Annotated in this window: 9 protein-coding genes; 3 read left to right on the top strand and 6 right to left on the bottom strand. The window is 62.7% G+C overall.

The features are described 5' to 3' along the window. The first annotated feature begins 24 nt into the window (after positions 1-24). Together eda and LBK75_03600 are read left to right on the top strand one after the other, a co-directional pair. On the top strand, positions 25-654 hold the full coding sequence (eda, locus tag LBK75_03605; GenBank protein ID MDR1157379.1) for a bifunctional 4-hydroxy-2-oxoglutarate aldolase/2-dehydro-3-deoxy-phosphogluconate aldolase: 630 nt from the start codon (positions 25-27) through the stop codon (positions 652-654). Between the two features lie 2 nt (positions 655-656). After that, positions 657-1610 (top strand): phosphotriesterase, encoded by a 954-nt coding sequence (locus tag LBK75_03600; GenBank protein MDR1157378.1) that lies wholly within the window; start codon positions 657-659, stop codon positions 1608-1610. Positions 1611-1674: 64 nt separating this feature from the next. Here the strand turns inward: LBK75_03600 and LBK75_03595 are convergent, their stop codons facing one another. The 6 genes from LBK75_03595 to LBK75_03570 form a co-directional block, all read right to left on the bottom strand. Beyond that, positions 1675-2853 (bottom strand): iron-containing alcohol dehydrogenase, encoded by a 1179-nt coding sequence (locus LBK75_03595; protein MDR1157377.1) that lies wholly within the window; start codon positions 2851-2853, stop codon positions 1675-1677. Positions 2854-2993: 140 nt separating this feature from the next. Then, complete coding sequence (locus tag LBK75_03590) at positions 2994-4658, bottom strand: AMP-binding protein (protein MDR1157376.1); 1665 nt, start codon at positions 4656-4658, stop codon at positions 2994-2996. A 17-nt stretch (positions 4659-4675) separates the two neighbouring features. Then, complete coding sequence (locus tag LBK75_03585; GenBank protein ID MDR1157375.1) at positions 4676-5224, bottom strand: XRE family transcriptional regulator; 549 nt, start codon at positions 5222-5224, stop codon at positions 4676-4678. A gap of 12 nt (positions 5225-5236) precedes the next feature. Continuing rightward, positions 5237-6466: a nucleotide sugar dehydrogenase gene (locus LBK75_03580; protein MDR1157374.1), complete on the bottom strand. Its 1230-nt coding sequence runs from the start codon at positions 6464-6466 to the stop codon at positions 5237-5239. Positions 6467-6561: 95 nt separating this feature from the next. Further along, positions 6562-7737 carry a methionine adenosyltransferase gene (metK, locus tag LBK75_03575; GenBank protein MDR1157373.1) on the bottom strand — a complete coding sequence of 392 codons (1176 nt, stop codon included), beginning with the start codon at positions 7735-7737 and terminating at the stop codon, positions 6562-6564. A 17-nt stretch (positions 7738-7754) separates the two neighbouring features. After that, complete coding sequence (locus LBK75_03570) at positions 7755-8993, bottom strand: adenosylhomocysteinase (GenBank protein ID MDR1157372.1); 1239 nt, start codon at positions 8991-8993, stop codon at positions 7755-7757. A gap of 1506 nt (positions 8994-10499) precedes the next feature. Between LBK75_03570 and LBK75_03565 the strand changes: the two genes are divergently transcribed. Further along, a partial coding sequence (locus tag LBK75_03565; protein ID MDR1157371.1) for an InlB B-repeat-containing protein occupies positions 10500-17506 on the top strand: 7007 nt, incomplete at its 3' end.

The following is a 17506-nucleotide window of genomic DNA, read 5'->3' as shown; positions in this document are numbered from 1 at the left end:
CCACATGAGAGAAAGGAGATCGATATGGAGACGATGAACGAAAAGATGGCCCGACATAGAATTGTGCCCGTGATCAAGCTGAACCGGGCGGATGACGCGCTGCCCCTGATGGAGGCCCTGGTAAAGGGAGGGCTTCCGGTGGCGGAGGTCACTTTCCGCACCGAGGCGGCGGAGGCGTCCATCCGCCGGATCGCCGGCGCGTTCCCGGACGTACTGCTGGGGGCCGGTACGGTCACCTCGGCGGAGCAGGTCGAGCGCGCGGCGGCGGCCGGCGCGCAGTACGTCGTGACGCCCGGTTTCAGCCGGCCGGTGACGGAGCACTGCGCAAAGCGCGGTCTGCCTCTCTACCCCGGCGTCTGCACGCCGTCGGAGCTCATGTGGCTACTTGAGTACGGCCTCGCGGTCGCGAAATTCTTCCCCGCCGCCCAGTACGGAGGCCTCGCCACGATCAAGGCCCTCGCCGCTCCGTTCCCCCAGATGCGCTTTATCCCCACCGGCGGCGTATCCGAGGCCAATCTCGCCGACTACCTGGCCTTCCCCAAGGTGCTCGCGTGCGGCGGCAGCTGGATGGTTGCGGAGCCGCTGATCGCCGCCGGGCGCTTTGACGAGATCGAGGCCATGACGGGCCGGGCCGTGAAGCTGGCGGCAGGCTGACTGTGGGCGGCATTGTCACGGTGCAAGGCGTGGTGGCGCCGGAGGCTCTGGGCTTTTGCCACAGCCATGAGCATCTGTGGATCAGCCCCGGGCGCAGCGCGCGCGTAAACCCGGCGCTTTGCATCGACGACGAGGCGCGCAGTCTTGCGGAGCTCACGGACTTTCGCCGCGCGGGCGGCGGCGCGGTCGTCGACGCCCAGCCCGTGGGGTGCGGACGGGGCGCGCGGGCGCTGGGCCGGCTGTCCGCGCGCAGCGGTGTCCACATCGTCGCCGCCACGGGGTTTCATAGAATGCTCTTTTACCCGGAGGAGCACTGGATTTTCTCTTGGGATGAGGCGCAGCTCGCGGCGCTCTACGCGCGGGAGCTGCGCCTTGGCATGTGCGCGGATGGGGACGCGGCCCCGCCGGCGGACTGGTGCGGCCACCGAGCGGGTCTTATCAAGACCGCGCTGGATACGGCGTGGACGGCGCAGACCCGCAAGCTCTTCGCGGCGGCCGGCGCGGCGGCGCGGGAAACCGGCGCGCCGCTGATGGTCCACATCGAGCGGGGGTCCGACCCCGAGGGCCTGGCGAATTTCTGGGAGGCGCGGGGCGTCGATCTGCGCCGGGTGATCTTCTGCCACATGGACAGGGCGGTGGACGATCTGGCGGTCCATCGACGGCTGTGTCGCAGGGGGGTCACGATGGAATACGACACCGTGGCCCGGGGCAGATACCACAGCGACGCGCGCGAGGCGGAGATCGTCGCCGAGATGACGGCGGCGGGTTTCGGAGGTCAGATTCTCATGGGCCTGGATGTGACCCGGGCGCGGATGATACGCTACGGCGGCACAGTGGGGCTGCCCTACATCCTGCGGACATTTCTCCCCAGGCTCATCCGGGCCGGTCTCCCGGCTTCGATCGCCGCCCGCTTTTTCACAGAAAACCCCGCTCGGGCGCTGCAGACCGTCCCCTAACGTGGGTTGCACCTGCAACCCATAACCGCTCCCGCGCGCCCATAAAGTTTACAAACGCAGGCGCTCATAGCGACAGGCGGTAGATGTTCAGCACGTCCTGCCAGGCGAGCTTTTTGAGGCCGCCCAGGGGGGACTCCGCGCCGAAGGCGGCGCCGGTGGCTTTTTTGGCCATCAGTTCCAGGTTTTCCTGGCCGATGCCGAGTTCCGTCAGCGTGCCCGGCAGGCCCATCGTCCTGAAGAACGCGCGCAGACGGGCGATGCCCTCCGCCACGAGGGCGTCCGGGTCGCGGTAGCTGCCGCTCACGCCCATGATGTTCACGGCAAACTGTACAAACAGAGGGACGTTTTCGCGGTAGACGTACTGCATCCAGTTCGGCGTCAGCACCGCGAGGCCCGCGCCGTGGGCGACGTCGTAGAGAGCCGAGAGTTCGTGCTCCATGCCGTGGCAGGCCCAGTCCTGCGCGCGGCCCAGGCCCAGGAGGTCGATGTGTGCCACGGTGCCGCCAAAGCCCACCTCGCACCAGGCCTCGTAATTGCTCGGATTTTCCCGCACGAGCGGGGCGCTTCGCATGATGGTCCGCAGCGTGCTCTCGCACAGCGCGTCGGTCAGGTCCACATGGGGCGTGTGGGAAAAATAGCGCTCGAAGATATGGCTCATCATATCGGCCACGCCGTTGGCAATCTGGTGGGCGGGCAGCGTGAAAAACAGCTCGGGGTTTACAAAACTGACGAGTGGGCGCAGAGGCTGGCAGCCGTAGCCGTACTTCAGCTGCTTCTCCTCGTTGGTGATGACGGTGCTGTTGCTGGCCTCGCTGCCCGCGGCGGGGATCGTGAGCACCGCGGCCACCGGAAGGGCTTTGTCCACGGGGCGGCCGCTCTCGTAAAGATCCCACACGTCGCCGTTATAATAGTAACCGGCGGCGATGGCTTTGGAGGAGTCGATCACGCTGCCGCCGCCCACGGCCAAAATCAGATCGACGCCCTCCTGCCGGCAGATGTCGATGCCCTCGCGCACAAGGCCGAGGCGTGGGTTGGGCACCACGCCGCCGAGTTCCGTGAAGGGCAGGCCGGCGCGGCGCAGCGACGCGGTGATCTCGTCGTAAAGCCCGCTCTTGCGGATGCTCTGCCCGCCGTAGTGCAGCAGCAGCTTCTGCGTGTGGGGTTTTAAGACGTCCCCTACCTCCCTGTGCACGCCCTTCCCAAAGATCAGCCGCGTGGGGGAACAGTAATCGAAATTTAACATGACAAAACCTCCTGACAGATAGCAGTTTACAGATAACAGATAACAGTGAGCGGCGTCGTTCTCGACTCATGTGAGTTGCACCTGCAACCCACAACCCAAATTCTTGTTTTTTGTTGCCGCTTCGCGGCAACAAGGTACTATTATCTGTTTTCGTCTTCGCGGCGGATTTGAGCGCGTTTGATTTTGCCGCCTACGGTCTTTGGGAGTTCGTCGACAAATTCGACGATGCGCGGATATTTGTAGGGAGCTGTGACGCGTTTGACGTGGTCCTGAAGCTCCCGTGCCAGGGTGTCGGAACCCGCGCGGCCGGCGGCCAGCACGACGGTGGCCTTTACCACCTGCCCGCGCACCGGGTCGGGAACCGCGGTGACTGCGCACTCGACCACCGCCGGGTGCTCCAGCAGCGCGGACTCCACCTCAAAGGGGCCGATGCGGTAGCCTGAACACTTGATCACGTCGTCGGTGCGCCCGACAAACCAATAGTAGCCGTCCGAGTCGCGCCAGGCCACGTCGCCCGTGTTGTAGTAACCTTCGCCCATGACGCGCGCCGTGAGTTCCGGGTCGCGGTAGTAACCGGTGAACAGCCCCGTCGGCATGTAGTCACGGATGCCGCGCACGACGATCTCGCCCTCTTCACCCTCGCGGCACGACCGGCCCTCCGCGTTGATGAGGTCGATGTCGTACAGCGGGGAGGGCTTGCCCATCGAACCGGGCTTCGGCTCAAACCAGCGGAAATTCGCAATGAGCACCGACGACTCCGACTGCCCGAATCCCTCCCGGAGCTTGCGGCCGGTCAGTTCGTGCCAGCGCCGGAACACCTCCGGGTTCAGCGGCTCCCCGGCGTTGCCGCAGTTTTCGATCGACGAGAGGTCGTACTTTGTCAGGTCCTCCTGGAGCATAAAGCGGAACATCGTGGGCGGCGCGCAAAATGTGGTCAGCCGGTATTTTTCGATCTTTTCGAGCAGCCGCGTCGGGACGAACTTGTCCATGTCGTAGGCGAAGATCACCGCGCCGCAGATCCACTGGCCGTAGATCTTGCCCCAGCCGAACTTGGCCCAGCCGGAGTCGGAGACCGACAGATGCAGCTTGCCCTCCTGCACCTGCTGCCAGTAGTGCGCCGTGACAATATGCCCAAGCGGGTGCGCGTGGTTTAGCATAGCCATTTTTGGGAACCCCGTCGTGCCCGAGGTGAAGTAGATCATCATGATGTCGTCCCAGCGCGCGGCCTCCGCCCCGGTGGGGCGCGCGAGGACGTCGGGGTGGTGTGCGAGCTCGGCCGTGAAGTCGAGCCAGCCGGCCCGCCGGCCTGCCACCAGCGCGCGGGCGCGCACCTTGTCGGTCTGCGCCATGGCCTGTTCCACCTGGGAGACGACAAAGGCGTCGTCCACGCAGACCAGCATCTTGATGTCCGCCGTGCCGATGCGGTAGACGATGTCCTTGGCCGTGAGCTGGAGCGAAGCCGGGATCAAAACGGCCCCCAGCTTGATGAGCGCCACGGCGCACACCCAATACTCCCAGCGGCGGCGCAGGATCAGCATGACGGCGTCGCCCCTGCAAACGCCCTGCGCCCGGAAGAAGTGCGCGGCGCGGTTCGAAAGGCGCGCGATCTCGTCAAAGGTGAAGCGCCGCTCGCCGCCGTGGTCGTCGCACCACAAAAGCGCCGGCTTCTCTTTGTCGTGGGCGGCCCATGCGTCCACGACATCAAAACCGAAATTGAAATTCTCCGGGACATTCACCCGGTAATTGGCCTTGAAATCCTCATACGAATCAAATTCGATACGGGGCAAAAACCGTTTGAGCAGCATCATAACCCAAGCTCCCCCTATTCAGATATAACGGTTAAAAAGCGGGCCCGGCCGCCGACGGCGCGCTGACCGTGGGGGTGCGAAGGGTCGAAATACACACTGTCCCCCGGCGTGAGACGGATGCGTCTGTCCGCGAAGATGAGCTCGACGACCCCCTCGAGGATGAAGTTGAACTCCTGCCCGGCGTGGGTGACGAGCGCCGGGTCCTTGTCCTCGGTGTCGACGGTCACGAGCAGGGGCTCCATCATCTTGTGCTTGAACGTGTGGGCCAGGCTGTGGAAGCGGTAGCCTGGGTAGCGGTCGACGCTCATGCCCTCCCCCCGCCGAACGACCGAGTAAGTGACGAGGTGGGGCGCGGCCCCGATCAGCAGTTCGTTTAAGTCCACGCCGAAACGATGAGCGAGGTGGTAGAGCACCGAGATCGGCACGTCCTCGCCGCTTGTTTCATACCCGCTGTACACCGTCTCCGGGACGTTCAGCTCCGCGGCCAGCTCCGACGCCGAGAGCCCGCAGATCTCCCGCAGCTCCCGAATACGCGCGGCCATTTGGCGGATCTCTTCGTTCATCCAAGCGCCCTCCTATTTATCAATTGAAAGAATTCCTGCTTTATCATTTGAGAGAATTCCTACGCAGTCATGGTGAGGCCGGGCGGCGATGTCGGCGCGGCGCTCTTTAAACAGCGTGTGGCCGACGGCCAGCACGAGAAAATCATACGACAGCGCCGCCTCGAACGGTACGTTGTCAAACCCGTCCACGACCGCCGCCGCGTGCGGCTCGCAGGCCGCGACCGAGACGCCCCGCGCCCGCAGTGCGCGGCACAGCGTGAGTGACGGCGACTCCCGCAGGTCGTCGATGTCCGGCTTGTAGGCGAGACCCAGCACGCACACGCGCGCGCCGGGGGAAAGCCGGCGCTGCACGGCGTCGGCCACGAGCAGGGGTTTTTGGTCGTTGACGCGCCGGGCTGCGGCGATGAGCGGCGTATCGTCGGGGAAGAGACCGTGGATAAACCACGGGTCCACCGCGATGCAGTGTCCGCCCACGCCCACGCCGGGGGAGAGGATGTTTACCCGGGGGTGGCAGTTGGCCAGCTCGATGAGCCGGAACACATCGATGCCGAGTTTGTCCGCCACCCGCGACAGCTCGTTGGCGTAGGCGATGTTGACGTCCCTGAACGTGTTTTCCACCAGCTTGCACATCTCGGCCGTGATGTCGTCGGCCACGCGGAGGCGGCCTTTGGTGGCCACGCGGCGGTAGAGGCCGCAGGCCAGGTGCGCGGCGGCCTCGGTGCGCGCGCCGACGATGCGGTCGTTTTCCGCCAGCTCCCGCAGGATGCGGCCGGGGATGACCCGTTCGGGGCAGTGGGCCACGTGGAATTCATCCGCGGCGAGGCCCGAACCCGCGGCGAGCCAGGCCTCCAGCCGCCGGCAGGTACCGGGCGGCACGGTGGATTCCAGCACGACGAGATTGCCGGGTTTCAGCCGCGCGGCCACGTCGCGCGCGGCCGATTCCACAAAGCGCAGGTCGGCGGCGCGCACGCCGTCGCTTCGCGTGAGGTGCGGCGTCTGTACCGTGATGATGAAGGCGTCGGCCTCGGGCGTTTCGCAGGAAAACGTCAGCCGTCCGGAGGCGAGCGCCGCCGCCAGCGCCTCGTCAAGGCCGGGCTCGGCGATGGGTGCACGCCCCGTGCGCAACGTCTCGACGACGGCGGGCTGTATGTCCGCGCCGCACACGGAAAAGCCGCCCAGCGCCAGGGTGACGGCGGTGGGCAGGCCGATGTACCCGAGCCCCACTACGCAGATATGTTCCATGGCATATCCCTCCCGGATGAAATCTAACGTGGGTTGCACCTGCAACCCACAACCCAAATTCTTGTTTTTTGTTGCCGCTTCGCGGCAACAAAGTGCTAAAGGTCGGCGCGCAGGCGCTCCGCCAGATCAGTCCGCTCCCAGGGCAGGTCCAGATCGGCGCGGCCGAAGTGGCCGTAGGCCGCCGTCGCGCTGTAAATAGGCCGGCGCAGGTTCAGCGTCTTGATGATCCGCGCCGGGCGGAAGTCAAAGTGCCGCGCGACGAGCCCGGACAGGGTCTTGTCGTCCGCCGCGCCGGTGCCGAAGGTGTCGACGAGGATAGAGACGGGGTGCGAAAGGCCGATGGCGTAGGCCACCTCGATCTCACAGCGGCGCGCGAGGCCGGCGGCCACCAGATTCTTTGCGGCGTAGCGGGCCATGTACGAAGCGCTCCGGTCCACTTTGGTGGGGTCCTTGCCGGAGAAACTGCCGCCGCCGTGGCGGGCGTAGCCGCCGTAGGTGTCCACAATGATCTTGCGGCCGGTGAGGCCCGCGTCGCCCTGCGGGCCGCCCACGACGAAGCGCCCGGTGGGATTTATGAAGATCTTTGTCTCATGATCGAGATAGGCCGCGGGGATGACGGGCCGGATGACGGCCTCCATGACCCCTTCGCGCACGGTCTCGATGCCGACGTCGTCGTGCTGGGTAGAGACCACTACAGAGTCGCAGCGGGCCACGCGGCCCATATCGTCATAGACGACGCTCACCTGGCTCTTGCCGTCGGGGCGCAGAAAGGGGAGTGCCCCGCTGCGCCGCGCCGCGGCCAGCCGCTGCGTGAGCGCGTGTGCCAGCGCGATGGGCGCTGGCATCAGCTCGGGGGTCTCGTCGCAGGCGAAGCCGAACATCATCCCCTGGTCCCCGGCGCCGGTGCGGTCGTCACCGTCCACGGAGTCCCGGCTGTCGAGGGCGTTGTCCACGCCCACCGCGATGTCGGGGCTCTGTTCGTCGATCGAGGTGAGGACGGCGCAGGTCTGGTGATGAAAGCCGAGTTCCGCGCGGTCGTACCCGACCCGTTGGATGGTCCGGCGCACGACCGCCGGGATGTCCACATAGCAGCTTGTGGAGATCTCCCCCATCACCAGCGCCATGCCGGTGGTGACGATGGCTTCGCAGGCCACACGCGCCACGGGGTCCTCCGCCAAGATGGCATCCAAAATCGCGTCGGAGATCTGGTCGCACACCTTGTCCGGGTGCCCCTCCGTGACCGACTCCGAGGTAAAGATCTTGCGTCTCATAAGTGAGAATCCTCCAATCAGAATTGTTCCAAATAGGCCCTTTGGTCCGGTGTCAGCGCGTCGATCGAGAGGCTAGAGGCGCGCAGTTTGCGGGCCGCCACCTCCTCGTCCACCGCACGGGGGACAGGGTAGACGCCGGGGGTCAGCGCGCGACCGTGTCGAGCCAGGTGGCGCAGGGCCAGCGCCTGCACCGAAAAGCTCATGTCCATGATCTCGGCCGGGTGGCCGTCGCCAGCGGCGAGGTTTACGAGCCGCCCCTCGGCCAGCAGATTCAACACGCGTCCGTCCGGGAGAAAATACCCGGTGACGCCGGCCCGTCGGGTCTCGCGCCGTGCGGCCAAGTCGGCCAGGTCGGCCAGGTCGATCTCCACGTCAAAGTGGCCGGCGTTGGCCAAAATCGCGCCGTCCTTCATGCGCGCCATGTGGCGCGCCGTAATCACCCGGCGGCAGCCCGTGACCGTGATGAAGAAGTCGCCGTGGGGTGCGGCTTCGTCCATTGTCATAACAGAGAAACCGTCCATCGCGGCCTCAAGAGCCTTGATGGGGTCGATCTCGGTGACGATGACCCGCGCGCCCAGCCCGGCGGCCCGCCGCGCCACGCCGCGCCCGCACCAACCGTAGCCGGCCACGACGACGGCTTTGCCCGTGACCTGTACATTGGTGGTGTGCAGGATGGCCGCCCACGTGGACTGGCCGGTGCCGTAGCGGTTGTCAAAGAGATGTTTGCAGTCGGCGTCGTTCACGGCGAGCAGCGGGAAGCGGAGCTGACCGGCCTTGGCCCGGACCTGGGCCCGGTGCACGCCAGTCGTCGTCTCCTCGGTGAGGCCGACGAGGCCGCCGCCGCGGTCGGCGCAGGCCCCATGGAGGAGCGCGGTCAGGTCGCCGCCGTCGTCCAGGGCGAGGTGGGGTCCGAAGGCCAGCGCCCCGGCCAGGTGGTCCTCGTACGTCTTCGGGTCGGCGTTCCACAGCGCGTACACGTCGACGCCCTCGGCGCAGAGTCCCGCGGCCACGTCGTCCTGGGTGGAGAGCGGGTTGCAGCCGGTGGCCGCCACCGCCGCTCCGCCGTCGCGTAGCGCCAGCGCGAAGCAGGCGGTCTTCGCCTCTAAGTGGATCGCCAGCGCGATGCGTAGGCCCGCGAAAGGCTGGGTGCGCACAAACTCCGCCCGCAGCCCGGCCAGCACCGGCATAAAGGAGGCGGCCCAGGCGATCTTTTGCCGGCCCGCCTCGGCGAGCCCCATATCCCGTACCACGCTCATAAAAACACCTCCAATTGCTTGCCGGTTGGCAGTTGCCTGTAGGAGCGGCGTTCCGCCGCCCGGCTGTCCGCAAAAGATCTGGTCGGATAAGTATATCACAATTTCGTTTCTGTCGAAACCCTTTTGCCCTCCGGACCTATGAAAACAGCGATATCACCAAAAACAGCGGATAGTTGACGCTTGACGGTTGTCCGGGGAGATACCTTATATAATGGATAATTGATAATGGAGAATTGACAATTGACGATTGTCCGGAGGGATACCTTATATAATAGCAATCCATCCATCCACCGGAGAAGCGAATGGATGGATTGCTCACAAATGGGAAGCAATTATCAACTGTCAATTATCAACTGTCAATTATCCATTGTCAATCCTGCCGTCGGCGGGGGAGGTGTAAAGTAAAAATACTTTACATATTTTCGCGGTGCGGACAGACGGCGGCAGTGCCGTGGACAGAGCAGGGGAGAGCAGAGCAGGGCGTGCGGTTTTGCGAAGAAACGAGGATAAAAATTCCAACACAAGAGAATCAAGAAATGGAAGGCAAAAGAGGCGCCGCAGCCGGGGGTCCGGAGCCGTGCCCGCGCGGCGGTCGGGGCGCACACGGGGTGACGCAAAAAACGACAAGTAAAAACACTTTACACCACGGGGGTTCTTTTGAGGGCTGAACACGCCGCCGCCGCCCCCGAAAGGAGGGCGCGGCGGCCATTTGGAGAATCCAAAAATTCCCGCACAAAAGAACCAATAAAAAGGAAGTCGCAAAAGACGTCGCGACACCCCCGCGCGAGGGTTGTTTATCCGCGCGTCAAAAATGGATATAAATAGAAAAATAGTAAAATAAAGGAATTGTTAAAAATGAGAATGAAGAAAAACCCATGAGAAATGGGGGAAATATACACATTGCGCATGAGCCGGCGACGGCGCTTCGGAAGGCCTCCATCCGCGTGGCGCGGCGGCCAGTGGGAAAAAGGCGGCCAGTGGGAAAAGGAAAGAAGTAGTGAATATTGGATTGCTTTGGATAAAAAAATAGAGAAAAATGGGAAAAAGTAAAGAAAAAGTCTCAAAACGACCCATAAAGGTAGTAGAAAAATGCGCAGACAGGGATTATAATAAGCCTATCATCGATAAGACTATCACATGGGGGCGTGGAATTCGTCCTGGGCGGCGCCCGATTGCGAAAACAGTTCTCGGTGCGATGCATAAGTTTCCATAAAACCATCAAACCATTGTGACAGAAGTGATTGGCGACTCCGATGGGGCGCGGGTAAAGGCCGGTTGGCCAGGGCATCGTGATAAAGTGCAAAAAAAGATTGAGAAAATACCGCAAAAAAATATTTACAAACGGCAAAGAGTCTGGTACAATGGGCGCGTGAAATGCGCGCAAGCCCAGAGAGGGGCGGCGTGCGTGTTGTCACGTAAAGAAAAAGAATTCCCAAAATTAACGAATACATCCGCGGTCATGGAAACGCGGTGTGTTGGCTAAATTCATGAGGAGCGTGAGTTCAGATGGGTAACCGGAATACGAGCTTTGGGCGTGTAAGGAAATTGACAGCGTGGGTCATGGCCTTTGTCATGATTCTCACTTTCTTTGCGACGCCGCTGGCCCAGGTGGCGTTGGCGGCGCCCGACGAGTCCGGGTCGGAGATTCTTTCCGACGGGACAGACATCGGGGTGGACGCGGGCGTGACACAGTCCGGAGAGGACAGTCCGGAGGAAGAGGACCAGACGCCGCCCGCGAGCACCGAGGGTGTCGAAGGCGACGAGAGCCGGACGCCTGCCGAGGACGTTGCGCCTGCTGAAGGTACGGAAGGTACCGAGGGCGGCGAGGCGGCCGAGGGCACGGTTGAGACAGAGCCTCTTGAAACGGAGCCTGTCGAAGAGGAAACGGAACCTGTCGAAAGCGAGACGGAGCCTGTCGAGGCGGGCGAGCCCGCCGAAGCCGAAACGCCGGCCGACACGGTGACAGTCACGGCCCGCTGGTACATAACTTCTCAAAACGAAGAAATCGGCGCGCTGGAAGACACATTGGTCTTCACCAAGACGCTGACAGGGGCGCGGGGCGCGACCGAGTCCGTCAATGTGAAAGACCTCGACCCGGAGACGGAGTACAGTCTGCTTGGCTATGAGGCGGACGACGAGCGGTCCGGTACGGTGCTCGGCGTCTATGAGCTTCTTTTCGACGAAGACAAAGAACTCGCTTTTTACTTTGTGTCGGCGGACCTGTTGCAGCGCGCGCCGGAGAACGGGGTGTACGTCAGCTTCTACCGCAACGTCAGCGGGACGGCTCCGGTATACACGGTGTTCCTCACGCCGGAGCAGCTGGTCGAGCTCACGGCGATCAATGCGGCTTCTTATTACTTGGCAGCCGGTATCAGTGCCGCCTGGACACTGAACACGAGCCGGTCGGGTGCGGCGCAGGCGCGGACGGTGAACGTGGGCGACATCGCAGGCAGCGCGGTTGATTTTTATTTCGACGCGCCGGCCGGCAGCTGGGCAGGTGTGGAGCCCATCGCGAATCCGGTGAATCCCCAGGCTGTGGGTCAGTCCGTCGTGGTCTACACGTACGCGGCCCTGAAGGCGGCGCTGGAGAGCACGGCGTATTCTTACATAGAGTTCGGCGCGAACCTCTCATATACGGGAAGCAGCAACACAGACGCGAGAATCACCGTTCCTCCGACCAGGGTCAGCCCCGAGCTCATGGTCGACGCCAAGGGTCATTCTTTCAGCAGCACCAGGGCAAGTGACAATATAATCCGGTTTGCGGGTACCACCGCAAACAGCACGCTGACGCAGGTCACCTACCGTGACTGGAACGTACCGGCGCTTCTCAGCAATTCCGGAATCTTCAACGCGACCAGCACCCGCGTGATCACGATGGTCTTTGACGGGCTGACGTTTGTGGGGCCGCAGCTGGCGACGTTCTCCAGCGAGTCGGACGTCATTTTAGACGGCAGCCGCAACCCGGTGAACATTACGATTACGCAGCCCAGCGGTTCGGAGTCCGCTGACCACGTGGTGGACAACGGCAGCAATCTTCTCCAAGGCGAGCTCTTTTTCCAAGGTCAGGTATCCATCACCCGCGTAAACGTGAGCTCGACGTCGTCCGCCATGTTTGACGGTTTTGAGGTAATCACCGCGCGTACGGACGCGGACGTTTCTATACGCGACTACCGTGCGACAGGTCTGTTTGTCGCGGCGCCTTGGATCACGGTAGAAAGCGACGCTTCGTTTACCTACCGGGGCAACCAGCGCTTTACGTCCGGCAATCTGACCGGCTTGGTGGTCGGCGCCGGTGCCACATTCGATCTGCGCACGACGGGCAATATTGCCTCCACGGGCGCGTTGCGCGTAAACGGCCCCGTCACAGTGGGAGCCGGCGCCAACTTCATTGTGGCGGCGGAGTCCAACACAAACGGCCTCCCCGCGGTGTACGCCGCGGGCGCCGCTCCATACGCGTTTACCATCAATAACCCCAATACCTTCTTGGTCTACAACAGCAGCGCCAACGCGAGCGCGCGGGCGTTTACCTTTGCGGCCGGCAAGCCGTTCTCGTTTACAGGAAGAAATCTGAGCATGTGGGCGACCGCGCCCGCCGCCGTCGTTCCCACCGAGGGTTCGGCGTACGCGGCGCCGAGCACGAAGTTTGAAAATCCCAATAAAGCAAATTTCTCAGTGACGGGAACATTGGCGGCCAACAGTTCTTTCTCCAGCGTGAGCGCGAGCGGCTATTCCGGCGCGACCGCCGTCAACACCACATATTTTACTTTCCTGGGGAGAAAGGTTGTCGCGGTCTTCGACTGGTACGCGTATGCCATCGACTACAAAGTGATCACGGAGAACGGAGATGAGGTGCCCGCGGAGGGGCTCTTCCCCGCGGGGTATGCGTTTCCGCAGACGGGCACGGCCTTACTGGGCAGCAACGTGTCCTTCTATCCGTTGCGCCTTGGCAACTATGAACGGATCGACGGGCAGCCTTCGTCACTGCACATTGAGGCGGCGGAGCTGAACTCGACGACGGTATATTATCGTCCGCTCGTACAGGTGGCTCCGGACCCAATACTGAGCAAGACAGCCCAGAGGCTGGACGACGACACATGGGAGATCACGGTGTCGCTGTCGGGCGAGTCGGGGCAGAACATTGTCGACCTGGACGTGATGATGGCGCTGGACCACTCCGGCTCCATGGGCTCTGCCGGGCGCACCGCGGTGAAGAACGCGGCCAAGAATCTGACGAATATGTTGTCTCAAAGCGCGCAGCTGACGGGCACCATCCGCGTTGGTGTGGTGCAGTTTGCCTCCGCCAGCGACACCAGCACCAGAATTTTGTCTCCGCTCCGGGTGGTGCGGGACAACAGCACGAGCAACGCCGCCAATGTGGCGGCGCTGGTGGCTGCGATCGACAGCATGACCAGCGGTGGCTCCACGTATATCCAGCGGGGGATGAGTCTCTCCCGTTCCGAGCTGTTCCACCCGGGTACTGCCACCAGCTACTACACCCCTACGGGGACGGTGTACAACCCGGCTTCGACCAAGTATATGATCGTGCTCACGGACGGTGCGCCGACGGGCGGTACGGCGGGTGCGCAAGAGGTGAGAAATGAGGCGACCGCCTATAAAAACGAGGGGGAAAACGCGAACCTGATCACCATTGGCTACGGCACCAGCCAGGCGGCTTCGGCGTTGCTGCAGGAGATACAGAACGCGGGTTTTTACACCACCGCAAACAACAGCGCCAGTCTGGACGGTGTTTTCCAGAGCATTGGCGACTCGCTCATCACGACGATCAAGAGGAGCGAGGTGGTCGATCCTGTCGGGCAAGGGTTCTACTTTGTGGGAACCAATGGGCAGACCATACCGACGACGCACTTACTCAATGTGACGTCCTACGTCACGGTGTCGCAGGGCAAAGTTAACATGACAATCTTAGACACCGTCTTCGACAGCACCCCGGCGCTGGTGTGGGATTCGGTCAGCGGTATCGGCGGCGAACAGGCGACGCTGAAATACCGCGTGCGGCTGAGCAACCCAAACGCTTCCGCCAATCAGGTACTGACGACCAATGGTGTCACGCATGCCGCTTATACGAATGTGTACAATCAGACGAAGATAGGTATGTTCGAGGTTCCGCAGGTGGCCTACCAGCGTGGCGCCATGCAGGTGGTGTACGAGGGGCTCCCCGCGGACATCACGCCGACTCCGACGACGTTTGGCCCCACATCCATGTACAACGTTACGCCGCAGCCCTACACGTTCGGCGCGCCGGCCGAGCGCATTGGGGACTACTGGCTGACCGGTGTCTCGCTCAAAGGCACGGAAGTAACGGTCTTGACACCCAATACGTCTGAGAGCGTTTCGTGGGATGTCACCGCGGACAGTTTGGAAGAGCTGTCCGCCGCGACCAGCGGCAGAGTGACGATTCTCGGAAATGGGCAATACGCGGTGGCAGTGCCGGCGAGCGATGACATGCGCGTAGTTTTCACTTACGGGGAGCCGGAGGAGTACGTCATCAGCTACTACAATGTGGGCGGCGACATGGGCACGCACACGAACCCCGTGAGTTACAGCCGGAACACGACGCCCGTCACGCTCACACCCGCCGGCGGGCGCTTGGGGTACACCTTTACCGGCTGGTACGAAGACAACCAGCTCACCGTGCCGGCGGGCGTTCCGGCGATTCCCGATGGTGAGACGGGCGCCAGGGACTTCTACGCCATGTGGGGCGATGGCGACACGCCGGATGTGTATACCATCACGTATCACAACTTAGAACCGGCGGAGGCCACGCATCCCAATCCTGAGACATATACCATCCTGACGCCGGACATCATCTTGGCGCCAGCCGAGCCGACGCTTCCGGCCTTCGTGTTCGACGGCTGGTACAAAGACGCGGCGCTTACGCAGCCGGTGGGCGAGGATGAGCACGTGACAGTCAAAGATGTGACGACGGGCCATTTGGACTTCTATGTGAAGTGGGCCGAGGACGTCACAGTGAAATACAATCAGAACCTGCCGGTTTACAACGGTCAGCCGGCACAAGAGGCGCCGGGCAGTACTGCATTTCCCGCTTCCGAGACATATACCAAATATACGAATGTCACATTGGCAGACGGCAGCGGTCTGAAGCTGCTGGGCTACAACTTCAAGGGTTGGGCGCTGAGTCCGGATGCCCCGGCGACGAGTGTCATCACCCGAATCGATGGCATCCAGGTGGATACGGAAGTGTATGCGATTTGGCAGGATAATCCCGTCGACCCGCCGACCACCGTCACGATGACATACCACGCGGGCAACGCGACGGGCGGCGCACCGCCGACGGACAGCAGGCAATATCTCATAAATGAGAATGTTACCATTCTCGGGAATGTGGGAGTGCCGCCGTTGTACCGCATTGGGTACGAGTTTGAGGGCTGGTCCGGCACATCCGGAGGCGCGCTCCAGCACGCCGTCGGCTCTCAGATTCAAGAGATACAGGTCGATGCGGATCTGTATCCGACTTGGACGGGCGCGGAGCGCGTAAAGGTGTTCTACGACGCGAATCTGCCCGCGGATGGCGTGCGGATGAGCGGCGCCGTGCCGGATGTTACTGAAGCTGAGAAATTCTCCGACGTGACACTGCCCGGAAATACAAACGGGCTTGTGGTGACGGGGTACGACTTCGCCGGCTGGGCGACGACACCGAATGCGGTGGCGCCCGAGGAGAAGATCCTACGGATCGCGACGGACACCACGGTGTACGCGGTGTGGAGACCAGCGGCAGACATCACGGTGACATATTACCGTGGAAGTGCGGAGCCTGGGATTGGCGTGCCTCCCGAAGATGGGAATTCTCCCTATCCGAAACATTCAACGGTGAGGATATTGGGGAATGTGGGCGCGGGCGGCTTGGGCGGCCTGGTGAAGTATGGATATGAATTCATGGGTTGGTCCTTCACTGAGGGCGGCAGTGTCGTGAATGCATTGTCAAACACTGACCTGTACAACGTAGAAGGGAACCTGAGGTTGTATCCTGTGTTTGGGGATGCCGCGAACTATGGGGTGCAATATTTTAGAAACGATCCGGAGTCCGGCGTCTACAAAAGCGGCGGAGTTCCCATTGACGGCAATCGTTACGACAGCCACGTGACGGTGCAGCTGGCGGGGAACATGGGTGCGGGCAACACACAGAACCCAGGGCCGCTGGTGATGCTGGGGTACGATTTCATAGGCTGGGCGCGCGTCGGCGAGAGCACTGTGATTACCCAGATCGTAGACATCACGAAGGATGAGGAACTGAACGCGATGTGGCGCAAGGACCCAAAGCCCGGCGGTTACTCTGTGATATATTACGCGGGCGCGGCGACGGGCGGCACAGTGCCGACAGACAGCAACAGCCCATATCTGAAGCATGCGGATGTGACGATACTGGGGAACACGGGGAACTTGACGTTGGCGGGCAAGGAATTTGTGGGCTGGGCGAGGAGCGCGAGTGCGACGACGCCGGAGTTCAGACCTGGCGACGCGACGAGCGGGGTACTGAGGGACATTCAGGCGGATGAGGAACTGTACGCGGTGTTCAGCACGGACACGACGTGGGTGACGGTGACATACGATCTGAATCTGCCGAGTGGGGCGGAGCAGAAGAGCGGGCATGTGCCGAACCCGACGAGCCATCTGGTTCACACAACGGCGGCACTGGCGGCGCCTGCGGCGGACCTAGTGGTGCTGGGGTACGACTTTGGCGGATGGACACGGAAGCCGGGCCCGACGGCAGTGGTCACACAGATAGCGGACATCACGGAGGATGTGACGGTGTACGCGATATGGAACGGCGTACCGGGAACAGGGGATCCGGGCGACCCGGCCAATCCGCAGCAGCCGCTCACATACACCGTCGAATACCGGCGCGGCGACGCGAGCGGCGGCGACGCGCCGGCGGGCGGGACCTATCGGAAACACGAGACGGTGACGGTGTCCGCGAACACGGGCGTGGCGCCGAGCTTCGAACCGCTCTATCAAATCGGCAGAGACGTGGCGGGCTGGGCGCTGACGCAGGGCGGCACGATTGCCATCTTGGCGGACGGCAGCGGCCGGATTGCGGACATCGCGCAGAACTACACATTGTACCCGGCGTGGTCGGAAGGACCGCTGCTCTACCAGACGGTGACGTACGTGGCGAATGTTCCCGGCGACGGAGTCCAAGTAGGGGGCACGGTGCCGGAAGGCGACCTGTACGCGATATATCTGAGCTTCCTAAAGCACACAGATGTGGAACTGCCTGGGAACGTGGGCGGACTGCTGGTGACCGGGTACGACTTTGCCGGCTGGTCGGAGAACCCGGCGGGACCTGTGGTGGAAAAGATACTGCAGATTGCGACGGATAAGACGGTGTACGCGGTGTGGACGGCGGCGGCGCCCGTGACGGTGACATACCACCGCGGGAGCGCGGAGCCCGGGATTGGTGCGCCGCCCAGCAACGAGAACAATACGTATCCGAAGCACTCAAGGGTGCTGATAGTAGGGAATGTGGGCGGCCT

This window comes from Oscillospiraceae bacterium, from assembly GCA_031265355.1.
Taxonomy (GTDB): domain Bacteria; phylum Bacillota; class Clostridia; order Oscillospirales; family UBA929; genus JAIRTA01.
Note: the sequence above shows the minus strand (reverse complement) of the source record. Positions and strands in the feature narration are given on the sequence as shown.